Origin of the sequence: Paenirhodobacter sp. CAU 1674 (assembly GCF_029222945.1) — a bacterium.
GTDB lineage: Bacteria > Pseudomonadota > Alphaproteobacteria > Rhodobacterales > Rhodobacteraceae > Rhodobacter.
Genome location: NZ_JARHUH010000015.1, coordinates 1 through 20,754, shown reverse-complemented (window position 1 = coordinate 20,754; position 20,754 = coordinate 1). Strand labels below are relative to the sequence as shown.

Here is a 20,754-nt window from a genome sequence, read left to right as displayed (position 1 = left end):
TTCGGAAACGGGTTTGGCCAGCGGCTGGCTGCTGTTACCCCAAATCTGTTGAGACCCCGCCAGTTCCCGCGCCAGCGCGCGCCGACCGACCGGAGAGCCCGCCGCCGATGTGCCTGATCTGCGCCAGCCAGCCCACGCCCCCCGATGCCGCCACCGCGGCCGCCCTGCATGCCGTGCCGCCTGCGCAACAGATCACGCCGGTCTATATCTCGGGGGAAATGAGTTTCGGCACCGATCTGCCCGCCGCCGATCTGGCCGCGCTGGCCTCGCAATTGACCGATGGCTACTGGCAGGGCACCGGGCGCAGCGCGCGCAGCTTCGACGTGGATCCGGGCGACACGCTGGTGGTCGATCTGTCGGGGCTGACGGCGGCGGGCGCGACGCTGGCGCGGCAGGCCCTTGATGCCTGGAGCGAGGTGAGCGGCATCACCTTCGACGACACCCCCGCCACCGGCACCCCGGCGCAGATCACCTTCGACGACAGCCAAAGCGGCGCCTATGCCAGCTCGGATGTCCGGGACGGCACGATCCTTGCCAGTTTCGTCAATATCTCGACCGACTGGATCGCGGCTTATGGCACCGGCCCGGACAGCTATTCGCTGCAGACCTATATCCATGAAATCGGCCATGCGCTCGGGCTTGGGCATGCGGGAAATTACAACGGCTCGGCCAGCCTGTCGGATATGGTGAACCCCTATGACAGCTGGCAGGCGACGGTGATGAGCTATTTCAGCCAAAGCCAGAACCCGACGGTCAGCGCCTCTTACGCCTATACGCTGGGGGTGATGGCGGCGGACATCGCCGCGATCCAGGTGCTTTATGGCCCCTGGACGATCGCGGCGGGCGATACCGTCTATGGCTTGGGCGCCACCGCGGGCGGGATGCAGCCTGCGCTGGCCGCGCTGATCGCGGATGGCACGCTTGGCCGTCCCGTCGCCTTCACCATCGCCGATGGCGGCGGGATCGACACGCTCGATCTGTCAAGCGACACCCGGGATCAGTCGATCACCCTGATCCCCAGCACGGTATCGAGCGCCTATGGCTTGAGCGGCAATATCATCCTGACCGCCGACACGATGATAGAGCGGGTGATCGCCGGTGCGGGAAGCGACCGGGTGCTGGGCAATGATGCGGCCAATTTCCTGGATCTGGGCGCGGGCCACGACAATGCCGACGGCGGGCGCGGGCGCGATACCATTCTGGGCGGCGCGGGTGCGGATACGATCCTTGGCGGCCATGGCAATGACCAATTGCGAGGGGAGGAGGACAACGACTGGCTTGATGGCGATCGTGGCGCCGACCGGATCTGGGGCAACACGGGGGCCGACACGATCCTGGGCGGCGCCGATGCCGACACGCTGCGCGGTGGCGCGCAGGCCGACCGGATCGACGGGGGCAGCGGCGATGACCTGATCCATGGCGATGCGGGCAATGACGAAATGCTGGGGGGCAGCGGCAGGGATGCGCTGGTGGGCGGCACCGGGCGCGACTGGATCGCGGGCGAGGATGGCGACGATCTGCTGCTGGGGCAGGACGATGCCGACACGCTGGCGGGGGGCATGGGCCGGGATACGCTGGACGGGGGCGCGGGCGACGATCTGCTGTCGGGCGGCAATGGCGATGACATCCTGCGTGGGCGTGCCGGTGACGATATGCTGCGCGGCGGCGCGGGGAATGACCGGCTGACCGGGGGCGACGGGGCCGACACACTGGACGGTGGCGCGGGCTTCGACATCTATCTGGGCGAGGATGGCGCGGATGTCTTCCTGTTCGCCGATGCGGGCGATTCCGGCGGCGCTCGGATCGACGAAATCCACGACTTCACCCAAGGCGAAGACCTGATCGACCTGCGCGCGATTGCCGCCGGTGCCGGAGGGCTGAGCTTCGTCGGCACCTCGGCCTTCGCTTGGGCAGGCGATCTGCGCTATGGCGCGTCTGAGGCCGGGCTGGTGGTGGAAATCGACCTCGACGGCGACTGCACTGCCGATTTTCAATGTGAAGTCAGGGGTGTTTCCAGCCTGAGCGTGGATGACTTCCTGCTGTGACCCGGTTTACGGCAGGCGCGGGCGGCCCTTGAATTCCGCTGCCCGGCAGACCTTGCAGCCCGCCCCCTGCCCCCCTATATTGGCCGTGTTCGGGTTCGCCCGGACTATGGACATAAACGCGCACGTAATAACCGGATCGGACCCGGGGGCGGTACCCGGCGGCTCCACCATCCATCCCTCATTGGGGGCGAATGGGGCCGAAACAGGATCGACGAACGTCTAAAGGTGTTTGCTTTGTCTCGGTGAGCTACCACCGTCATCGGTGCAAATCGTACAGTTGCCAATGACAACCGTGCTCCGGCAATGGCTCTTGCTGCGTAAGCAGTTCGGGTCGCCGAAACTAAGCCCTTGCGCCTAGCCGCGTAAGGCGGGGCCCGCAGGAGCCTGGCAACAGAATCCTGCACCTTCCCCCCTTGCTTTTCCCTTGTCAGACCATGCGTCCCGGCGCAGACTTCGGCGATCAACACGCCCGGAGGTTACATGCGTTCTGCCCTGCTTGCCGCCCTGATCTGCCCCCCGCTATTTTGCGCGGCCCTGCCGCTGGCGGGCCATGCCGAAGATGCGCCCGCCCCCAAACTCGGCCCGAATGCCGTGTTGCTGAGCACCGACAACGCCTATCTGCGCGGCTCCCCCGCGCCCGACTATTGGGCGCTGAGCAGCTTCGTGAAACCGCAATTCACCACCTCGGCCTGCGGGGTTGCCTCGGTCACGGCGGCGGTCAACGGGCTGGCCGGGCTGCCCGCCAATGCCGAAGACACGGTGATGAGCCAGCCCGAACTGCTGGATCTGGTGGGCGACGACACCTGGAAGGCGATTTCGGCCGAGGGCGGCGACGGGGTGAAGTTCGAACAATTGGTGGAATATGCCAGCAAGGCGATGGCCGCGCGTGGCCTGAACGACAGCGTCACCGTCTTCCACCCCGCCGACAGCAGCCCGACGCCCACGCCCGACCAAGGCGCCACGCTGCGCGAATGGCTGGCTGCGAACGAGGCCTCGGCCAGCGATGCGCTGCTGGTCTATTTCAATCAGGGCGTGGTGACCGGCGATTGGGACGGCCCGCATGTCTCGGTGATCGGTGCCTATGACGCGGCCGCCGATCGCGTGCTGATCCTGGAAGTCGATCAGGAGTGGTATACCCCCTACTGGACCCCGGTCGATGTCTTGCTTGACGCGATGCTGAAACCGACCTCGGCCGAGCATGGCGTGCTGGAAGGACAGACCGGCGGCCTGGTGCGTCTGGCACTGTAAGCGGCCTTACGCCGGGTTATCGGGCCAATTGGAGGCCCGTTAACCCCACCTTCACCTCGTTGGCGCAGTCTGAACAGCGGCAGCACTGACGAGGACAGGCGCATGAGCAAACTGACATTGTTGAACGACTGGTTCGAACGGGTCTGGGTCGGCGGCGATCTGGCGGCGATCCCGCAATTTTTCACCGAGGATTCGCGCGCCGCCGGGGTAATGCGCGGGCTCGATCTGGGGCCACAGGAATTTGCGGAACTGATCCCGGCCTTGTTGAGCCTGATCGAGGACCCCTCCGCGACCGTGCTGCGCCATATCGAAAACCGCGACTGGCTCTGGGCGCTGTTGCTGGTGCGGGCAAAATCGGCCGAAACGCTGGAACCGATCGAATTCACCGCGCAGGTGGCGATGCGCTACGAGGGCGAGCGCATCGCCGAGGCCTATAACCACTTCGACATGATCAGTTTTTTCGAACAACTGGGCGCATTCCCGCCGGAAACCATGGCGCTGTGCATGTCGGGCGAGCGGCTGCATTAGGCTTGCCTCCGGCGCGCGCACCCCGCAGATTGGCCGGGCCACCCCAGCCGAAAGCCTGCCCATGCCCGCCTCTTCCGACGGTCCCGCCGCCCCGCCGCCCCAGGTCGCGCTGCGCGATCTGCATCGCGACTTCGCGCGCATCGGCGTGATGTCCTTTGGCGGGCCGGCGGCACAAATCGCCTTGATGCACCGCCTGCTGGTCGACGACCGCCGCTGGCTGACCGAGGCCGACTATCTGCGCGCGCTGTCGTTTTGCATGATCCTGCCGGGCCCCGAGGCGATGCAGCTGGCGACCTATGCGGGCTGGCGATTGCGGGGCGTTGCGGGCGGGCTGATTGCCGGACTGTGGTTCACCCTGCCCGGGGCGCTGGCGATTCTGGGGCTGGCGGCGGCCTATGTCCACTGGGGCAGCGCGCCGGTCGCGCAGGGGATGCTGCTGGGGCTCAAGGCCTGTGTCGCGGCGGTGGTCGTGCAGGCGCTGATCCGTCTGGCGCAGCGCAGCCTGAAAACGACCGCTGCCCGCATGATCGCCGGGCTGTCCTTTGCGGCGCTGACGCTGGCCGGGCTGCCCTTTCCGCTAGTGATTCTGATCGCGGCACTTTGGGGCGCCCGGCAGGCAGGGGCACCCGCCGCCCTGCCCGCGCCAGTCACCGCCCCTTCCCGCCCGGGCCTGCTGCGCCGCGCCGCGCCCTGGGCCCTGGCCTGGCTGCTGCCGCTGGCGGCCCTGTTTCTGCTGACCGACCCGTTCTGGGCGCAGATGGGGCTGTTCTTTTCGAAACTCGCCACGCTCAGCTTCGGCGGTGCCTATGCGTTGCTGGCCTGGATGGCGCAGGTGCTGGTCAACGATTTCGGCTGGCTGAACCCGGCCGAGATGATTGACGCCCTGGGTCTGGCCGAGACCACGCCGGGGCCGCTGATTCTGGTTACCGCCTTTGCTGGCTTCGTGGCCGGGTTCCACCACGGCGGGCCGGGTGCCGCACTGGCGGGCTGGGCGCTGACGCTGTGGATGGTGTTCACGCCCTGCTTCCTGTGGGTCTTCGCCGGTGCGCCGCTGATCGAGGCCCTGACCCGCCGCCCCCGTCTGGCCGCGGCGCTGTCGGCTGTCAGCGCAGCGGTGGTCGGCGTGATCGCCTCGCTCGCCTTGTGGTTCGCGCTGCATGTCCTGTTCGCGCAGCTCTTGCCCGGCCCGCTGGGGCTGACCCTGCCCGATCTTGCCAGTTTCCGCCCCGTCGCCGCCCTGCTGATGGCGCTGGCCGCCGGGCTGCTGATCTGGCGTGGCTGGCCTCTTCTGGCGGTTCTCGGGCTGTGCGCGGCTCTGGGGGCGGCGCTCGGGTTGGGGGCGGGCTAAAACCCGTGCAGCCCCCTTCCCTTGCGCGCCAAATCCCCTATGCTGGCCGAAAAGAAGGAAGGCCCCGAATGACGCGCAGCATTGATTATGGCAACCTCATGCATCGGGCCATGCGCGGCCTGATCCAGAGCGTTCTGACCGAAGTGTCCGAACACGGACTGCCGGGCGGGCATCATTTCTTCATCACCTTCGACACCCGTCACCCCGATGCCGAGCTGGCCGACTGGCTGCGCGAACGCTACCCCGAGGAAATGACCGTGGTGATCCAGCACTGGTACGAGAACCTGATCGTCACCGACGACGGCTTCTCGATCACGCTGAACTTCGGCGATTCCCCCGAGCCGATGTATATTCCCTTCGATGCGATCACGACCTTCGTTGACCCCTCGGTGGAATTCGGCCTGCGGTTCGAAACCCAGGATTACGACGACGAAGACGAGGAAGATGACGAAGACGAGGTCGCCGAAGACGCGCCCGCACAACGTGGTGAAGCCGAGGTCGTCAGCCTCGACAAATGGCGGAAATGACGCCACTCTGCCCCTAGGTGACCATAGGTAATCCGAACGTCGGCAAGGGGTGGTAATGAACGATCTGGCGGTGTTTCTGGGACAGGTCATTCGCCGCCCCGGGCAGATTTCGGCGCTGGTGCCCTCGTCCCGGCATCTGGCGCGGGCAATGGCCGCCAGCCTGGGCCCCGATACGGGCACCATCGCCGAACTTGGCCCCGGCACCGGCAAGATCACCCGCGCGATTCTGGACCGCGGGGTCGCCCCCGAAAATCTGACCCTGTTCGAATTGAACCCGGTGTTTTGCCGCCGTCTGGCGGGTGAATTCCCCGGCGTGCGAATCGAGAACAGCCCTGCGCAGAACATGCCCGCCCTGGGCCTTGCGGGGCTGGGCGCGGTGGTCTCGGGGCTGCCGCTCCTGTCCATGCCCCCGGCGCTGCAACAGCAAATCCTGCATGCCGCCTTCTGCGCGCTGGCGCCCGAGGGGCGTTTCATTCAGTTCACCTATGGCCCGCGTCCACCGCTTGACGCGCAGGTGCAGCGCGATCTGGGGCTGCGGGTCACGCGTGGCGCGCATGTTCTGGCCAATATGCCGCCTGCCCGGGTCTATCATTACACGCGACACTAGGCGGTATACCGCCGCATACAGATTGCCAAACGCCCCCGCGCGCCGTATGAAAACGCCAATTCCTTTTGGATTGCGCATGGAGGCCCTGATGACCGCGACCCGCACCGAGACCGACAGCTTCGGCCCGCTTGAAGTTCCCGCCGACAAATACTGGGGCGCGCAGACGCAGCGCTCGATCATGAACTTCCCGATCGGCTGGGAACGTCAGCCCAAGCCGATCATCCGCGCGCTCGGCGTGATCAAGAAGGCCTGCGCACTGGTCAACAAGGCCCAGGGCGACATGGAGGCCCAGATCGCCGATGCGATCGCCGCCGCCGCGACCGAGGTGATCGAGGGCAAGTTCGACGACAACTTCCCGCTGGTCGTGTGGCAGACCGGCTCGGGCACGCAGTCGAACATGAACGCCAACGAAGTGATCTCGAACCGCGCGATCGAGATGCTGGGCGGCGTGATGGGCAGCAAGAAGCCCGTCCACCCGAACGATCACTGCAACATGGGCCAGTCGTCGAACGACACCTTCCCGACCGCGATGCATGTGGCGATTGCCATGCAGGCGCGCGACGTGCTGATCCCGGGGCTGGAGAAACTGCAAGCGGCGCTGGCCGCGAAATCCGAGGAATTCAAGGACATCATCAAGATCGGCCGCACCCATACGCAGGATGCAACGCCGCTGACGCTGGGCCAGGAATTCTCGGGCTATGCCAAGCAGGTCGAGCGCGGGATCGAACGGGTGAAAATGTGCCTGCCCCATATCTATGAACTGGCCCAAGGCGGCACCGCCGTCGGCACCGGGCTGAACACCCGCGTGGGTTGGGATACCCGCGTCGCCGCCCAGATCGCCGAGATCACCGGCCTGCCCTTCGTTACCGCGCCGAACAAGTTCGAAGCACTCGCTGCCCATGACGCGATGGTGATGTTCTCGGGCGCGCTGAAGACGGTCGCCGCCTCGCTCTTCAAGATCGCCAACGACCTGCGTCTGCTCGGCTCGGGCCCGCGTTCGGGTCTGGGCGAGCTGATCCTGCCGGAAAACGAGCCGGGCTCGTCGATCATGCCGGGCAAGGTCAACCCGACCCAGGCCGAAGCGCTGACCATGGTCTGCGCGCATGTGATGGGCAATGACGCGGCGGTGGGCTTTGCCGGCAGCCAGGGACATTTCGAGCTGAACGTCTATAACCCGATGATGAGCTACAACGTGCTGCAGTCGATGCAGCTGCTGGGCGACTCGGCCAGCGCCTTCACCGACAACATGGTCGTGGGCACGCAGGCGAACACCGCGCGCATCGACAAGCTGATGAAAGAGTCGCTGATGCTGGTCACCGCGCTTGCGCCGACCATCGGCTACGACGCGGCGACCAAGGTCGCCAAGACCGCGCACAAGAACGGCACCACCCTGAAGGAAGAGGCGATCGCGCTTGGCTATGTCGATGCCGAAACCTTCGACCGGATCGTGCGCCCCGAGGATATGATCGGCCCGAAAGGCTGATCGCACGCGGGCATCACCCGTTTTGAAAGGCGCCCCTCGGGGCGCCTTTTTGCCTCCGGCGGGGATATTTGGACCAAGCTGAAATATCTGCTCAGGCCGCCCCAGATGCTGGGGGATAAGGTCACGAGCCAAGGGGCGCGCCCCCTTTCCCGGGCCGTCAAAGCGTGGCACAGTCACCCCATGTCGAATGTCACCAACCTCAACCAGTTTCGCAAAGCGAAAGCCCGCAGCGAGAAACGCGCGGCGGGCGATGCCAATGCCGCGAAATTCGGGCGCAGCAAGGCGCAGCGTCAGCTGGAAGAAGCCAAGGCCGAAAAGGCCCGCGCCGCGCTTGATGCCCATCGCCGCGAGGATGACACGGCGCCATGAGCCGGCCAGAGAAGCATTCGCTGACCTTGGGCGGGCACCGGACCTCGGTCTCTCTTGAACCCGAATTCTGGGCGGCATTCCGCGAGATCGCCGCGGAAAAAAACATGGGTATCAATGCATTGGCGGGCGAAATTGATGCGGCGCGCGGGGTGGAGACCGGGCTTGCCACCGCAATCCGGCTGTTTGTGCTACGCCACTATCGCGGGCGCTGATCGTCGAACGGCAGTCCGGCCCGCACCTGCGCCTCACAGGCGGCGGCCAGCGCCTTGCGCGAGGCGAAAGCGCCAACATCCTGCGGATCATGAAACACGATCTCGACCGAGCCCTGCCGAGGTGCGGCCAGCACCTTCAGCAGATGCTGACCGAAGCCCATGTCGCCCCACCAGCCATAGAACCGCTCATCCTCGCCCTCAGGGGCGCGGTAGACCACGGTCACCGGCTGGATCTGCATCACCTTGTCGAGCCCGTGACTGTAGAAGGCCGCAAAAAGGGTGGTCTTGAAGGGCAGCACACGGCGCGCATCGGTCGAGGTGCCCTCGGGGAAGAACAGCAAATGATGGCCTGCACGAATGCGGTCCTCGAACACCTGCTGCTGCGCCTTGGCCTCGCGCGGGTCGCGCCGGATGAAAACCGTGCCCGTCGCCCGCGCCAGCCAGCCGATACCCGGCCAGCGCGCGACTTCGGATTTTGACACAAAATAGACCTGCTGACAGGCATTGAGCGCAAAAATATCCAGCCAAGAGCCATGGTTGGCCACAACCGCACCGATATGCTGCATCGGTTTTCCGGTCACGCGATAGCGGATACCCAGAACCGGAAAGGCCGCGCGACAGACGGCGCGGGTGATCCGCGGGGTCCAGGGCCGCGCCTGCCCATGGATCGGCGCCTCGATCAGGCGCAGCGCCAGCAGCGCCAGCAGCCCGCCATAGGTCACCCCGCCCAGCATCAGCCCGCGCGGCAGCGCCCGCGCCCAGCCCATCGCCCCGATCCGCTTGGGTTCGGGCGGTGGCGGCCCCTGCCAGGTGCTCACGCGCGGGGCTCCTGTCGGCGGGTATAGAATTCGCGGTGCTTTTCGCTCATCTGCCGGGTGTCCATCAGCAGCAGAACATCGGTGGTGTTGAACGGCGCGTCGATGAACGCCCCCTCGCCCACGAAACCGCCCAGCCGCAGATAGGCCTTGATCAGATTGGGCATCTGGGCCATCGCCGCGCGGCGGTCCAGATCGGCCTCGGGGACCAGATCCATCGGCTGGAAATGACTGGGCAGGGCGCGCGGGCGCAGGTTTTCGGGCGCCAGATGGTGATGGTGCAGCCAGCTGAGCGGCATCTTGAGCGCCTGCGGATCGGTGCCATGAAACGAGGCGACACCGAACAGAATCTCGATTTCGCGTTCCAGCACATAATCCGCCAGCGCATTCCACAGCAGCAGCATCGCCGCCCCGCCGCGGTGTTCGGGATGCACGCAGGATCGCCCCAGTTCCAGCAGCTTGCGGCCCGAGGCGCGCAGCTTGCTCAGGTCGTATTCCGCGTCACAGTAAAACCGGCCCAGCTCTGCCGCCCGGTCCGAGGTCAGCAGCCGGTAGGCCCCCACCACATGTTCCAGACTGTCGGGGTCGCGGCTGGAATCGACCAGGATCAGGTGGTCATAGGCGGCGTCGAACTCATCCGCCTCCAGCCGGTTGACATGATCGACCAGCGGTCCGGTGCCGCCCAGTTCCTCGACAAAAACCGCATAGCGCAACCGCTGCGAGGCCCGCAGATCGCGCGGCTCGGTCGCAAGACGAATCTCGTAAGTCGCCGGTTCTGAGGCCATTTGTTCCCGCCCAATGGTCTGGAGCGTTTCTAGGCCATGCGCGTGCGGCATTGCAAGCCGAAGCCGCAGCGGGCAGTCGCATGGCCTTGCGCCGTTCGAAGTCCTTGCGCGTTAACCCTTCATAAACCTTAATCGGGAATAACCAGAGTCAGTTGCACCCGGCGCCCGTCCATTACCTGTTTACCGGCATGTTCGAAATTCACCGTGATCCTGTCCCCGATGCGCGACTGCACCTGCCCAACACCCCATTCGGGTGCCTGCGGGTTGCGCACCAGCATCCCGGGTTCGAGAAATTCGTTCATCTTGCCCTCATTTTCGGATCGACCCCATGACCACAGACACCCTTGAAACCCAGGCCGATCTGGTGGCGCTTGTGGGATCGCGACTCTGCCATGACCTTATCAGCCCTTTGGGCGCGATCGGCAACGGGGTCGAATTGCTGGCGATGTCGGGAACCGGGATGAGCCCGGAGTTGCAGCTGATCGCGGAATCGGTCGCTGCCGCCAATGCGCGGGTGAAATTCTTTCGCGTGGCTTTTGGCCAGACCGCAAGCGATCAACGCCTGGGTCGCCCCGAAGTGGCCGCGCTGCTGGCAGACATCTCGCAGGCCGGAAGGCTCAAGGTCACCTGGACGGCCGAAGGCGATCAGGCTCGGCAGATGGTCAAGATGAGCTTTCTGGCACTGCTGTGCCTGGAGGCTGCGCTGCCCTGGGGGGGCGAGGTCACGATTTCGGAAAGCGCAGGCGCCTGGCAGATCACGGCGACAGCCAGACGCACCAAGCCCGACCCCGATCTGTGGGCCGCGCTGGATGGGGTGGGCGGGCAGATCAGCCCGGCGCAGGTGCAGTTTGCGCTGCTGCCCCGGGCCGCTGCGGCCGCAGGGCGCCGGGTGCAGTGGCAGATTGCGGAAGAGAGCGCCGTGATCCGGTTCTGACCGCAGCGACAGGTTGGGTCTGCGCGAAGAACGCCGCGCAGGCCTTTGATTTACTTGCGACAAGTTCCGTCGCCGGTGACCAGATACTTGAACGAGGTCAGCTGTTCGGCGCCCACCGGGCCACGGGCGTGCAGCTTGCCGGTGGCAATACCGATTTCCGCCCCCATGCCAAATTCGCCACCATCCGCGAACTGGGTCGAGGCGTTGCGCATCAGGATCGCGCTGTCCAGCCGCTGGAAGAACCGCGCCGCCGCCGCGTCATCCTCGGTCAGGATCGATTCCGTATGCTGGCTGCCGTAGGTGCGGATATGCGCGATCGCGCCATCCACCCCGTCGACGATCTTCGCCGCGCAGATCATGTCCAGGAACTCGCGCCCGAAATCGTCCGGCTGGGCCTGCACCGTGCCCGGCACAGCGAGCAGATCGCCTTCGGTGCGGACCTCGACGCCAGCCTTGACCAGATCTTCCACCAGCACCGCACCGTGACGGTCGTAAAACGCCCGGTCGATCAGCAGGCATTCCATCGCGCCGCAAATCCCCGTGCGCCGGGTTTTCGCGTTCAGCACGACGGCGCGCGCCTTGTCCAGATCGGCGGCACCATCCGCATAGACGTGGCAGATGCCTTCCAGATGGGCAAAGACCGGCACGCGGGCCTCGGCCTGCACCAATCCGACCAGCCCCTTGCCGCCGCGCGGCACGATCACGTCGATGAAGGCCACCGCGCGCAGCATTTCGGCCACGGCGGCCCGGTCGCGCGTCGGCACCAGCTGGATCGCCGCCTCGGGCAGACCAGCGGCGCGCAGGCCATCGACCATGCAGGCATGAATCGCGCGCGAGGAATGGAAGCTTTCCGAGCCGCCGCGCAGGATCACCGCATTGCCCGCCTTCAGGCACAGCGCGCCGGCGTCCGCCGTCACGTTCGGACGCGATTCATAGATCACCCCGATCACGCCAAGCGGCGTGCGCACGCGCTGGATGTGCAGGCCGGTGGGGCGGTCCCATTCGGCGATGATCTGGCCGACCGGATCGGCCTGCGCGGCAACCGCCCGCAGCCCGTCGCAGATCGCCTTGATCCGGCCTTCGTCCAGCGCCAGCCGATCCAGCATCGCGGGGCTCAGGCCCTTATTGGTGCCATAGGCCATGTCTTCGCCATTGGCAGCCATGATCTCGACGCGCCGCGCCCAGACCGCATCGGCGGCAGCCATCAGCGCGGCCTCTTTCGCCGCCGCTGGTGCAAAAGCCAGTTCCGCTGCGGCAGCACGCGCCGCGGCACCCATCGTCTCGATCAGGGTTTTCGCGTCGATCTGGTCTTTCATCATCAGGCTCCTTTACTCGGAGCCTTGATATAGCTGCCCCGCGCGAAGCGGTCCAGCGCTCAACAGTGGAAAGGCCCGCGCCTCAGCCCGGTGTGCGGGTCCGCTCGACGATCTTGTAGATCAGCAGCGCCCAGGGCAGCGCGTGAAACACCAGATCGAAGATGTCGATCGGCCGCGTCAGCGTGCCCGCAGCCAGCATCTTCAGCTTTTCCCAGATATGCGGCTCGGGCACGAAGGGGGCCAGCCCCAGCGTCAGTGCCACAAGCGCCGCCTGTCCCAGCGTGATGGAGTCAAGCAAGGAGCGGAGCATCAAAACCTCTGGTTCGGGAGGGGAAGAAAATGGCGCGGTTGACGGGGCTCGAACCCGCGACCCCCGGCGTGACAGGCCGGTACTCTAACCAACTGAGCTACAACCGCGCATTATCTGCGCTCGGGCGATCTGGTGATGGCGCGGTTGACGGGGCTCGAACCCGCGACCCCCGGCGTGACAGGCCGGTACTCTAACCAACTGAGCTACAACCGCAGCACCATCCGCCCAGATCGCATCTCCGAGCGTGGGGAGGGTATTACGCAGAGCCGCAGGCGGCGTCAAGCGGCCTCGTCAGAAAAGTTTCGCTTTTGTCGAAAATCGCCGGGGCGGATGGGGATGCGTGGTCGCGCAAACAGTGTGTTTTCACATATTTTAAAATGACTTAGGCCAGAAAACTCGCCCCATCAACACCCCCGGACACCGCATGCATTTCCCGATCACCCGGCCCCGTGTCCCCCTTGCAGCACAAGAAAAATCCCGATAGCCAGCGCGCTTCGCCGCCGCAGGAGGACCCGATGCCCGCCGCCACGCTTGCCATTGATTTCGGCACCTCGAATTCCGCCGCCGCCGTGTTGCAGAACGGCGAGGTCCGGCGCCTGAGGATCGAGGCTGGGGACGAGACCCTGCCCACGGCGGTGTTCTTTCCGGCCAATGGCGGGGCGATGCGGATCGGCACCGCGGCGGCCGAAGCGCTGATCAGGGGCGAAGACGGGCGGTACATGCGCGCGCTGAAAAGCGTGCTGGGCACCGCGCTGTTTCACGAACCGCGCCGGATCGGGGGCGCGCGGCGCACCCTGGCCGAGATCGTCACCGCCTTTCTGGCCGAGGTGAAGGCCCGCGCCGAAGCACAAACGGGGCTACGGTTCACCCGCGCCCTGTCGGGCCGCCCCGTGCATTTTCACAGCGATGACCCCGCGCGCGATGCCCGCGCCGAGGCCGATCTGCGCGCCTGTTATGCCGCCGCCGGCTTTGATGAGCTGGCGTTCCGTTTCGAACCAGAGGCCGCCGCGCTGGCCGCCCATGCCCTGGGCGAGCCGGGCCAGATCGGGCTGATCGTCGACATTGGCGGCGGCACCTCGGATTTCTCGGTCTATCGCAGCGATGGCACCCGGGTGCAGATTCTGGCCAGTCACGGGATTCGCCTTGGCGGCACCGATTTCGATCAGGCGATTTCACTAGACCATGCGATGCCCCTGCTTGGCCATAGCGGCAAGCTGCGGCGCGAGATGGGCGAGGGCCTGCTGCCGATGCCCAATGCGATCTTTGTCGATCTGGCCAACTGGGCGAAGATCCCGTTCCTCTATACCCCCGAAACGCTGCGGTCGGTGCGCCAGATGCGCAAGCTGGCCGTCAAGCCGCAACTGCTGGCGCGGCTGGAAACCGTGTTGGAGCATGAGCTGGGCCATGAACTGGCCTTTGCGGTCGAGCGCGGCAAGATCGCGGCCAATGCCGATGCGGGCCTGGCGCAGATCGACATGGCCGAGATCGAGCCGGGGCTGGCCGCCCCGATCAGTTTCACCACGATGGAAATGGCGCTGGAAGGCTACCGCACCGATCTGCGCAACGCGGCGGCGCTGACCCTGGCGCAGGCGGGCATCGCCCCCGAGGCGATCGGCGCGGTGATTCTGGTCGGCGGGTCGAGCCTGATGAGCCTGGTGGGCCAGGAGGCGCAGGCGCTGTGTCCCGCCGCCACCCTGCACCGCGCGCAGGCCTTTACCGCAGTGGTCGACGGGCTGGCGCTGGCCAGCGCCGCGTGACGCGCCCCCTGCCCGATCAGACAGTCGGCGTACGGTGCAGCGTGCCCTGCACATAGGCACAGGCGCCATGACGGCCCCCTTTGGAACACCAGAACGGTCACAACCCCTTCAACGCAAGGGTTTTCTTTGATTTCAAAGGGGTAAGGTGGTGGGTGATGAGAGACTCGAACTCCCGACATCCTCGGTGTAAACGAGGCGCTCTACCAACTGAGCTAATCACCCGGTGTCTGACGACGGCCCCTGATAGCCAAGCCGCCCGGCGCTGACAAGCCCCCGGCGCAGTCCGGTCGCAACAATCCGCAGACCCGCCCGCGGCCCGATCACGGCAACCTTCGAACCGCCTGAGCCATAACGAAAAACGCGCCCCCGAAGGGACGCGTTTTGGAATGATGGTGGGCGATGAGGGATTTGAACCCCCGACATCATCGATGTGAACGATGCGCTCTACCGCTGAGCTAATCGCCCGGTAGCGGGGCTTTTAGACTCAGTCGTCGACCTCTGCAAGGGGGTCTTCGGCGGTTTCTGCATCCTTTTTTGCACCCGCTGCCGGATCAGGGCGGCGCAGCTTGATCTGCAGGATCTCGGCGCCCTGCCGGTCGATCTGACGCGCGACGCGCAGCTTGCCCAGCGGCGGCAACATCACGCTTTCGCCGTTCGAGAGCGCCTCGCCCAGAACCTTCAGAACCGCATCCGAGATATCGCGCGCAACGCTGCGTTTCGCACCGCTGGCCTGCACCACCCGTTCCAGGAAATCCTTCTTCTTCAGCACCAGCGTCGCTTCGGGGGCCTCGACCGGATCGGGCGTGCTTTGCGCCGGGAGCAGAATCGCGGCTTCCGGGGGCATCGCAGGGGGCGCGACCGCCACGGCGGGTTTGGGCGCCGGGGCCGGCTTGGTGGTCTTTGCGGTCGTCTTGCGCCGTGTCGTCTTGCGCGTGGTCTTGGCCATAATCCGCCTCGTTGTTTCTGATTCCGCAACAACCTACGGCGCGACGGGTTAACAAGCCACAGCGATTACCAAAAAACCCGCGCCACAATGCAAAACGCGCCCCCGAAGGGGCGCGTTTGTCGGCTTGAGAAGCGGTGGGTCAATGCGCCGTGGCGCCCGGCCCTTCGGCGCGTGCCGCAGCGGCGGCCAGGGCTGCGGCCTCTTCGGCCTCTTCGTCCCATTCGACGGCTTCGGGCATCCGCACCAGCGCGCGCGGCAGCACCTCGCGCACATGGCTGACCGGGATGATCTGCAGCCCCTGCTTCACGTTTTCCGGGATCTCGGCCAGATCCTTTTCGTTCTCGGCCGGGATCAGAACGGTCTTGATCCCGCCGCGCAGCGCGGCCAGCAGTTTTTCCTTCAGCCCGCCGATCGGCAGCACATTGCCGCGCAGCGTGACCTCGCCGGTCATTGCCACGTCCTTGCGCACCGCGATGCCGGTCAGGACCGAGACGATCGAGGTCACCATCGCGATCCCCGCACTCGGCCCGTCTTTCGGCGTTGCGCCCTCGGGGACGTGAACGTGGATGTCGACCTTCTCGAACTTGGGCGGCTTGACCCCGATTTCCGGCGCGACCGAGCGGACATAGCTCGACGCCGCCTCGATCGATTCCTTCATCACGTCGCCCAGCTTGCCGGTCGTCTTCATCCGCCCCTTGCCGGGCAGTTTCAGCGCTTCGATCTGCAGCAGGTCACCGCCGACGCTGGTCCAGGCCAGGCCCGTCACCACGCCCACCTGATCCTCGGCCTCGGCCAGACCATAGTGATAGCGGCGCACGCCCAGATACTCGCCCAGCTTCGCCTCGTCGACCACGATCGACTTGACCGCACCCTTGCCCTTGATGATCTCGGTCACGGCCTTGCGGGCCAGTTTCGCGATCTCGCGTTCAAGGTTCCGCACCCCCGCCTCGCGGGTGTAATAGCGGATGATGTCGGTCAGCGCGCCGTCGGTCAGGGTGAATTCGCCCTTCTTGAGCCCGTGCGCCTTGACCTGCTTGGCCACCAGATGCTGTTTCGCGATTTCGCGTTTCTCATCCTCGGTGTAGCCGGCCAGAGAAATGATCTCCATCCGGTCGAGCAGCGGCCCCGGCATGTTGTAGCTGTTGGCCGTGGTCAGGAACATCACGTTCGAGAGGTCATATTCCACCTCAAGATAGTGATCGACGAAGGTCGCGTTCTGTTCGGGGTCCAGCACCTCGAGCATCGCGCTGGCCGGGTCGCCGCGGAAATCCTGCCCCATCTTGTCGATTTCATCGAGCAGGATCAGTGGGTTGGTGGTTTTCGCCTTTTTCAGCGCCTGGATGATCTTGCCGGGCATCGAGCCGATATAGGTGCGCCGGTGGCCGCGGATCTCGGATTCGTCGCGCACGCCGCCCAGGCTGATGCGGATGAATTCGCGCCCCGTGGCCTTGGCAACCGAGCGGCCGAGCGAGGTTTTCCCCACGCCGGGCGGACCGACGAGGCACAGGATCGGGCCCTTCATCTTGGTCGAGCGCGCCTGCACCGCCAGATATTCGACGATCCGTTCCTTGACCTTTTCCAGCCCGTAGTGATCGGTATCCAGCACCTTCTCGGCACCGATCAGATCCTTCTTGACGCGCGAGCGCACGCCCCACGGCAGGCTGAGGATCCAGTCCAGGTAATTGCGCACGACGGTGGCCTCGGCCGACATCGGGCTCATGGATTTCAGCTTCTTGATCTCGCCATCGACCTTTTCGCGGGCCTCTTTGGACAGCTTGGTCTTCGCGATCCGCTCTTCCAGTTCGGCGATCTCGTTCGCGCCCTCTTCGCCGTCGCCCAACTCCTTCTGAATGGCCTTCATCTGCTCATTCAGATAGTATTCCCGCTGGGTGCGCTCCATCTGGTTCTTGACGCGGGACTTTATCTTCTTCTCGACCTGCAGGACCGAAACTTCGCCCTGCATCAGGCCATAGACCTTTTCCAGACGCGCCGAGACATCCAGCGTTTCCAGCAATTCCTGCTTCTGCGCGACCTCCAGCCCCAAGTGACCCGACACCAGATCGGCCAGCTTGTCGGCCTCGCGGGTTTCGGCAACGGCGGCCAGCGCCTCTTCGGGGATGTTCTTCTTGATCTTGGCGTAGCGTTCGAATTCCTCGGCGACCGAACGCAGCAGCGCCTTGATCGTCTCGATATCGCCCTCGACCTCGATCAACTCGCGCGCATGGGCTTCGAAGAACTGGTCGTTGGGCAGGAATTCGGTGATCTGCACACGCGTCTTGCCCTCGACCAGCACCTTCACGGTGCCGTCGGGCAGTTTCAGCAGTTGCAGGACATTGGCCAGCACGCCGGTGCGGAAGATACCGTCGCTGTCGGGGTCGTCGACCCCGGGGTCGATCTGGCTTGCCAGCAGGATCTGGCGGTCGTCCGCCATCACCTCTTCCAGCGCGCGCACGGATTTCTCGCGGCCCACGAACAGCGGCACGATCATGTGGGGGAAAACCACGATATCGCGCAGCGGCAGGACCGGAAAGCTCGTCGAAAGGATTTCGGTCATCATCATTCCTCTTTGGCGAAAGGGCACCGGCCCCGCTTTGCGGCAGCCCCGGCCCTTCCCGATTAGCCCATATCTAGGGGGCACGACCGGGCAGTTCAACCAGCCAAGGCCCGTCACATCCTCTTTACAATGCGCGCAGCCCCTTGCGAGAGCAAGGCACGCTTTTATTGAATCGAAATGATTAACGTGTGACCATCGCATCAGGCTACCAAAGAGCCCGCCCGGGTATGGCTCAGGGTGGGGCCGCTTCCGGAGACCTCATGTGAAACGCATGCGCTCATCTCATCGTCAGATCCCGGTGTCGCCAGACACCGAGACAGAGATGCAGCCTGCTTGTGCGCCAGAGCCAGAGACACCCACGCCAACCACCCCCTGGGTGTCGGGCTGGTGGATACTGCCCGCCATCCTGATCGGGGCGGTGATCTGGGGGCTCGGGATCTATGCGCTGATCCGCCTCCTGTTCTTCTGACGCAGGGCGCCTAGCGCGGCAGGATCAGTTCGGCGCGCAATCCCCCCAGCCGGGCGCTGCTGTCCAGCCGCAGGCTGCCACCGTGGCCGCGCAGGATGTCAGCGGCAATCGACAGGCCCAACCCGACCCCCTGCCCCCGATCCTGATTGCGCGCAGGGTCGAGCCGGGCGAAGGGGCGCAGCGCCTCTTCACGCTGCTCGGGCGGAATGCCGGGGCCATCATCCTCGATCACGATACGCACCGTCTTGGGTGAGACCAGCACCGAGACCTCGGCCCGGTTGCCATAGCGCACCGCATTGCCGATCAGGTTTTCCAGCGCGCGCCGGATCGCATCGGGCCGCACCGAAACCTGCGCGCCCCCCGGCCCCGGACATTCGTGCAGATGCACAGGCTGGCCCGCGCGGGTCGCATCCTCGACCACCCGCGCGACCAGCACGCAAGGGTCGATCCACTCGGCCTCGCCTGCAGTGGCGCCTTCGCGCGCGAACTCCAGAAACGCATCCACCAGCCGTCCCATCTCGGCCACGTCGCGTTCCATCGCGGCGATCTCGTCGCGGGTTTCCGGGTCTTCGGGCAGCATCGACAACCCCAGCCGGAGCCGCGTCAGCGGCGTGCGCAGGTCGTGGCTGATGCCCGACAGCATCATCGTGCGCTGTTCGATCTGCCGTTCGATCCGTGCGCGCATGTCCAGAAACGCCGCCCCGGCCGAGCGCACCTCGATCGCGCCGCTGGGCTTGTAAGGCTCGGCCCGCCCCCGGCCGAACGCCTCGGCCGCGCGCGCCAGACGCCGGATCGGGCGCAGCTGATTGCGCAGGAACAGATAGGCGATCACCGTCATCAGCAGGCTGACCGCCAGCATCAGCACCAGCAACTGATGCGGGTTCGACGCCGAGACCCGCCACCGTGGAAAACTCAGATCCAGAACCCCATGCACCGTGTCGATCGTCAACCGCACGACCGAACCGCCGCTCAGGTCGATCGCGCGCAGATCGGGCACCCCTGTGCGCAGCGAATCGATCACCACAAGCCCCGTCAAATCGGTGAACGGGCGCTGATCCGTCGCGATGGCGGCCACCGCGTCCGAGGCGGGCAGAGCAAAGCGCAACCCCAGCGGCGCAGCCACATCCGCCGCCGCCATCCGTGCCGAGGCCAGATCCGGCGCCGCCTCGACCCGGTCGATCACAAGCACGATCTCGCGCAGCATCGTCTCGGTCATCTGCCGGGTGACGCGTTCGAAATGGCGCTGGATGAAGACCACCGAAACGACCAGCTGGATCGTCACGATCGGCACAATCAGGATCAGCGCGGCCCGCCCGTAAAGCCCGCGCGGCATGATCTGTTTGAGCCAGCCGAAATTCATGGCACAACCCTAGCCCGAGGCGGAAGCATAAGGAAGCGCAAGATGACGGTCGAACTCCTGGAACCCGGGCTGCGGCGGCTGGTGGCCCCCAACCCCTCGGCGATGACGCTGAGCGGCACCTGCAGCTATATCGTGGGCACCGGCGAGGTTGCGCTGATCGACCCGGGGCCTGCGGATGGCGCGCATCTGGCGGCGATTCTCGACGCCCTGGCGCCGGGCGAGAGGATCAGCCACATCTTCGTCACCCACGCCCATCTGGACCATTCCCCCGGCGCCCGCCCGCTGGCCGAGGCGACCGGCGCGCGCGTGCATGCCTTCGGCCCGCCCGACGCCGGCCGTTCATCCGTGATGGCCGAACTCGCCGCGCGCGGCATGGCGGGCGGTGGCGAAGGGGTGGATCGCGGCTTTCTGCCCGATGTCACGCTGACCGACGACACCGAAATCGCGCATGGCGACTGGGCCCTGCGTGCGCTGCACACGCCGGGGCATTTCTGCAATCACCTGAGTTTCGCCTGGAACGATGCGGTCTTTACCGGCGATCATGTGATGGGGTGGGCCTCGACCCTGATTTCGCCGCCGGACGGGGACCTGGGGGATTATTTCCGCTCGCTCGACCGGCTGGCAGCGCGGCCCGCACGGGTGTTCTACCCCGGCCACGGCGCCCCCGTGACCGAGACCGCCGCACGCCTGGCCGAACTGGCCGCACACCGCCGCGACCGGCATGCGCAAATCTCGGCGGTCCTGCAGCGTGCGCCGGCCGATATTTCAACGCTTACAGCGGCGATCTACACCGACACCCCCCCTGCCCTGTTGCATGCCGCCGCCCGCAACGTTTTCGCCCATCTTGTTGAGATGACACAGGAAAAAACCGCCCAAGCCAGTCCCCAACTCCACCCGGATGCGGTGTTTTCCGCCCTGTGACAGAAAGACGAAAAAATCCGCGAAAACCCCCTTGCACCCCCAAAACACCACCGCTATACACCCCCTCGTGTTCCGGCGTAGCTCAGCGGTAGAGCAGTTGACTGTTAATCAATTGGTCGTAGGTTCGATCCCTACCGCCGGAGCCAAAAATCCTTAAAATACAAGGGCTTTTGGATTTCACGAAAAGTGACCGTCCGCAGTCCGCAAGCGTCCGAGTGCG

21 protein-coding genes, 5 tRNA genes and 1 other RNA gene are annotated in these 20,754 nt (G+C 65.5%); 15 read left to right on the top strand and 12 right to left on the bottom strand.

Features of this window, described 5'->3' with window-relative positions; genetic code table 11:
* Window positions 1-107: 107 nt before the first annotated feature.
* The 10 genes from P2G62_RS16580 (at window position 108) to P2G62_RS16535 (ending at window position 8,367) form a co-directional block, all read left to right on the top strand.
* Window positions 108-2,045, top strand: coding sequence for a M10 family metallopeptidase C-terminal domain-containing protein (locus tag P2G62_RS16580; protein WP_275735995.1), 1,938 nt, complete (start codon window positions 108-110; stop codon window positions 2,043-2,045).
* A gap of 48 nt (window positions 2,046-2,093) precedes the next feature.
* Window positions 2,094-2,450, top strand: a transfer-messenger RNA (tmRNA) gene (ssrA, locus tag P2G62_RS16575).
* Window positions 2,451-2,525: 75 nt separating this feature from the next.
* Entirely contained in the window at window positions 2,526-3,293 is a 768-nt protein-coding gene (locus P2G62_RS16570) for a phytochelatin synthase family protein (protein WP_275735994.1), read from the top strand.
* Window positions 3,294-3,395: 102 nt separating this feature from the next.
* The gene (locus P2G62_RS16565; RefSeq protein ID WP_275735993.1) at window positions 3,396-3,821 is read left to right on the top strand and encodes a nuclear transport factor 2 family protein; all 426 of its coding nucleotides are present in this window, start codon (window positions 3,396-3,398) and stop codon (window positions 3,819-3,821) included.
* A 61-nt stretch (window positions 3,822-3,882) separates the two neighbouring features.
* The gene (gene chrA, locus P2G62_RS16560; protein ID WP_275735992.1) at window positions 3,883-5,169 is read left to right on the top strand and encodes a chromate efflux transporter; all 1,287 of its coding nucleotides are present in this window, start codon (window positions 3,883-3,885) and stop codon (window positions 5,167-5,169) included.
* Between the two features lie 68 nt (window positions 5,170-5,237).
* Window positions 5,238-5,696 carry a ClpXP protease specificity-enhancing factor SspB gene (locus P2G62_RS16555; RefSeq protein WP_275735991.1) on the top strand — a complete coding sequence of 153 codons (459 nt, stop codon included), beginning with the start codon at window positions 5,238-5,240 and terminating at the stop codon, window positions 5,694-5,696.
* A 55-nt stretch (window positions 5,697-5,751) separates the two neighbouring features.
* Window positions 5,752-6,303, top strand: coding sequence for a methyltransferase type 12 (locus P2G62_RS16550; RefSeq protein WP_275735990.1), 552 nt, complete (start codon window positions 5,752-5,754; stop codon window positions 6,301-6,303).
* A gap of 88 nt (window positions 6,304-6,391) precedes the next feature.
* Window positions 6,392-7,786, top strand: coding sequence for a class II fumarate hydratase (gene fumC, locus P2G62_RS16545; protein ID WP_275735989.1), 1,395 nt, complete (start codon window positions 6,392-6,394; stop codon window positions 7,784-7,786).
* Between the two features lie 180 nt (window positions 7,787-7,966).
* Entirely contained in the window at window positions 7,967-8,155 is a 189-nt protein-coding gene (locus P2G62_RS16540) for a DUF4169 family protein (protein ID WP_275735988.1), read from the top strand.
* Window positions 8,152-8,367: a ribbon-helix-helix domain-containing protein gene (locus P2G62_RS16535; RefSeq protein WP_275735987.1), complete on the top strand. Its 216-nt coding sequence runs from the start codon at window positions 8,152-8,154 to the stop codon at window positions 8,365-8,367. The genes P2G62_RS16540 and P2G62_RS16535 overlap by 4 nt, the downstream gene beginning before the upstream one ends.
* Here the strand turns inward: P2G62_RS16535 and P2G62_RS16530 are convergent.
* The 3 genes from P2G62_RS16530 to P2G62_RS16520 form a co-directional block, all read right to left on the bottom strand.
* Entirely contained in the window at window positions 8,352-9,134 is a 783-nt protein-coding gene (locus P2G62_RS16530) for a lysophospholipid acyltransferase family protein (protein WP_275736016.1), read from the bottom strand. The genes P2G62_RS16535 and P2G62_RS16530 overlap by 16 nt on opposite strands.
* A gap of 47 nt (window positions 9,135-9,181) precedes the next feature.
* Window positions 9,182-9,967, bottom strand: a complete 786-nt coding sequence (locus P2G62_RS16525) for a GNAT family N-acyltransferase (RefSeq protein WP_275735986.1) — start codon at window positions 9,965-9,967, stop codon at window positions 9,182-9,184.
* A gap of 128 nt (window positions 9,968-10,095) precedes the next feature.
* Window positions 10,096-10,269: a DUF3553 domain-containing protein gene (locus tag P2G62_RS16520; protein ID WP_275735985.1), complete on the bottom strand. Its 174-nt coding sequence runs from the start codon at window positions 10,267-10,269 to the stop codon at window positions 10,096-10,098.
* A 26-nt stretch (window positions 10,270-10,295) separates the two neighbouring features.
* Between P2G62_RS16520 and P2G62_RS16515 the strand changes: the two genes are divergently transcribed.
* On the top strand, window positions 10,296-10,901 hold the full coding sequence (locus tag P2G62_RS16515; protein WP_275735984.1) for a histidine phosphotransferase family protein: 606 nt from the start codon (window positions 10,296-10,298) through the stop codon (window positions 10,899-10,901).
* A gap of 50 nt (window positions 10,902-10,951) precedes the next feature.
* Here the strand turns inward: P2G62_RS16515 and P2G62_RS16510 are convergent, their stop codons facing one another.
* From P2G62_RS16510 to P2G62_RS16495, 4 genes are all read right to left on the bottom strand, one after another.
* The gene (locus P2G62_RS16510) at window positions 10,952-12,217 is read right to left on the bottom strand and encodes a glutamate-5-semialdehyde dehydrogenase (protein WP_275735983.1); all 1,266 of its coding nucleotides are present in this window, start codon (window positions 12,215-12,217) and stop codon (window positions 10,952-10,954) included.
* Window positions 12,218-12,299: 82 nt separating this feature from the next.
* A complete protein-coding gene (locus tag P2G62_RS16505) occupies window positions 12,300-12,527 on the bottom strand; it encodes an RND transporter (protein ID WP_275735982.1) in 228 nt (75 codons plus the stop codon).
* Between the two features lie 30 nt (window positions 12,528-12,557).
* Window positions 12,558-12,634, bottom strand: a tRNA-Asp gene (locus tag P2G62_RS16500).
* Between the two features lie 29 nt (window positions 12,635-12,663).
* Window positions 12,664-12,740, bottom strand: a tRNA-Asp gene (locus P2G62_RS16495).
* A 302-nt stretch (window positions 12,741-13,042) separates the two neighbouring features.
* On the opposite strand from P2G62_RS16495, the gene P2G62_RS16490 reads away from it, so the two are divergent.
* On the top strand, window positions 13,043-14,284 hold the full coding sequence (locus P2G62_RS16490; protein ID WP_275735981.1) for an Hsp70 family protein: 1,242 nt from the start codon (window positions 13,043-13,045) through the stop codon (window positions 14,282-14,284).
* A 146-nt stretch (window positions 14,285-14,430) separates the two neighbouring features.
* Here P2G62_RS16490 and P2G62_RS16485 read toward each other — a convergent pair.
* From P2G62_RS16485 to lon, 4 genes are all read right to left on the bottom strand, one after another.
* A tRNA-Val gene (locus tag P2G62_RS16485) sits at window positions 14,431-14,506 on the bottom strand.
* A 168-nt stretch (window positions 14,507-14,674) separates the two neighbouring features.
* Window positions 14,675-14,749: transfer RNA gene (locus tag P2G62_RS16480), tRNA-Val, on the bottom strand.
* A 19-nt stretch (window positions 14,750-14,768) separates the two neighbouring features.
* Window positions 14,769-15,230 (bottom strand): HU family DNA-binding protein, encoded by a 462-nt coding sequence (locus P2G62_RS16475; RefSeq protein WP_275735980.1) that lies wholly within the window; start codon window positions 15,228-15,230, stop codon window positions 14,769-14,771.
* 139 nt (window positions 15,231-15,369) lie between these two features.
* The gene (lon, locus tag P2G62_RS16470; protein ID WP_275735979.1) at window positions 15,370-17,784 is read right to left on the bottom strand and encodes an endopeptidase La; all 2,415 of its coding nucleotides are present in this window, start codon (window positions 17,782-17,784) and stop codon (window positions 15,370-15,372) included.
* Window positions 17,785-18,055: 271 nt separating this feature from the next.
* Here lon and P2G62_RS16465 point away from each other — a divergent pair, with 271 nt between their 5' ends.
* Entirely contained in the window at window positions 18,056-18,253 is a 198-nt protein-coding gene (locus P2G62_RS16465; RefSeq protein WP_275735978.1) for a hypothetical protein, read from the top strand.
* A 10-nt stretch (window positions 18,254-18,263) separates the two neighbouring features.
* On the opposite strand, the gene P2G62_RS16460 is transcribed toward P2G62_RS16465, so the two are convergent.
* The gene (locus tag P2G62_RS16460; RefSeq protein WP_275735977.1) at window positions 18,264-19,613 is read right to left on the bottom strand and encodes an ATP-binding protein; all 1,350 of its coding nucleotides are present in this window, start codon (window positions 19,611-19,613) and stop codon (window positions 18,264-18,266) included.
* Window positions 19,614-19,655: 42 nt separating this feature from the next.
* Here P2G62_RS16460 and P2G62_RS16455 point away from each other — a divergent pair, with 42 nt between their 5' ends.
* Both P2G62_RS16455 and P2G62_RS16450 read left to right on the top strand, forming a co-directional pair.
* Complete coding sequence (locus P2G62_RS16455) at window positions 19,656-20,534, top strand: MBL fold metallo-hydrolase (RefSeq protein ID WP_275735976.1); 879 nt, start codon at window positions 19,656-19,658, stop codon at window positions 20,532-20,534.
* 71 nt (window positions 20,535-20,605) lie between these two features.
* Window positions 20,606-20,680, top strand: a tRNA-Asn gene (locus tag P2G62_RS16450).
* Window positions 20,681-20,754: the final 74 nt, after the last annotated feature.

Excerpts from the sequence above, each read along its gene's own strand:
- P2G62_RS16570 (WP_275735994.1), top strand. The coding sequence starts at position 2,526 with ATGCGTTCTGCCCTGCTTGCCGCCCTGATCTGCCCCCCGCTATTTTGC.
- P2G62_RS16510 (WP_275735983.1), bottom strand. The coding sequence starts at position 12,217 with ATGAAAGACCAGATCGACGCGAAAACCCTGATCGAGACGATGGGTGCC.
- P2G62_RS16540 (WP_275735988.1), top strand. The coding sequence starts at position 7,967 with ATGTCGAATGTCACCAACCTCAACCAGTTTCGCAAAGCGAAAGCCCGC.
- fumC (WP_275735989.1), top strand. The coding sequence starts at position 6,392 with ATGACCGCGACCCGCACCGAGACCGACAGCTTCGGCCCGCTTGAAGTT.
- P2G62_RS16465 (WP_275735978.1), top strand. The coding sequence starts at position 18,056 with ATGCGCTCATCTCATCGTCAGATCCCGGTGTCGCCAGACACCGAGACA.
- P2G62_RS16580 (WP_275735995.1), top strand. The coding sequence starts at position 108 with ATGTGCCTGATCTGCGCCAGCCAGCCCACGCCCCCCGATGCCGCCACC.
- P2G62_RS16490 (WP_275735981.1), top strand. The coding sequence starts at position 13,043 with ATGCCCGCCGCCACGCTTGCCATTGATTTCGGCACCTCGAATTCCGCC.
- chrA (WP_275735992.1), top strand. The coding sequence starts at position 3,883 with ATGCCCGCCTCTTCCGACGGTCCCGCCGCCCCGCCGCCCCAGGTCGCG.
- P2G62_RS16460 (WP_275735977.1), bottom strand. The coding sequence starts at position 19,613 with ATGAATTTCGGCTGGCTCAAACAGATCATGCCGCGCGGGCTTTACGGG.
- P2G62_RS16515 (WP_275735984.1), top strand. The coding sequence starts at position 10,296 with ATGACCACAGACACCCTTGAAACCCAGGCCGATCTGGTGGCGCTTGTG.
- lon (WP_275735979.1), bottom strand. The coding sequence starts at position 17,784 with ATGACCGAAATCCTTTCGACGAGCTTTCCGGTCCTGCCGCTGCGCGAT.
- P2G62_RS16455 (WP_275735976.1), top strand. The coding sequence starts at position 19,656 with ATGACGGTCGAACTCCTGGAACCCGGGCTGCGGCGGCTGGTGGCCCCC.
- P2G62_RS16550 (WP_275735990.1), top strand. The coding sequence starts at position 5,752 with ATGAACGATCTGGCGGTGTTTCTGGGACAGGTCATTCGCCGCCCCGGG.
- P2G62_RS16505 (WP_275735982.1), bottom strand. The coding sequence starts at position 12,527 with ATGCTCCGCTCCTTGCTTGACTCCATCACGCTGGGACAGGCGGCGCTT.
- P2G62_RS16555 (WP_275735991.1), top strand. The coding sequence starts at position 5,238 with ATGACGCGCAGCATTGATTATGGCAACCTCATGCATCGGGCCATGCGC.
- P2G62_RS16530 (WP_275736016.1), bottom strand. The coding sequence starts at position 9,134 with ATGGGCTGGGCGCGGGCGCTGCCGCGCGGGCTGATGCTGGGCGGGGTG.
- P2G62_RS16535 (WP_275735987.1), top strand. The coding sequence starts at position 8,152 with ATGAGCCGGCCAGAGAAGCATTCGCTGACCTTGGGCGGGCACCGGACC.
- P2G62_RS16525 (WP_275735986.1), bottom strand. The coding sequence starts at position 9,967 with ATGGCCTCAGAACCGGCGACTTACGAGATTCGTCTTGCGACCGAGCCG.
- P2G62_RS16520 (WP_275735985.1), bottom strand. The coding sequence starts at position 10,269 with ATGAACGAATTTCTCGAACCCGGGATGCTGGTGCGCAACCCGCAGGCA.
- P2G62_RS16475 (WP_275735980.1), bottom strand. The coding sequence starts at position 15,230 with ATGGCCAAGACCACGCGCAAGACGACACGGCGCAAGACGACCGCAAAG.
- P2G62_RS16565 (WP_275735993.1), top strand. The coding sequence starts at position 3,396 with ATGAGCAAACTGACATTGTTGAACGACTGGTTCGAACGGGTCTGGGTC.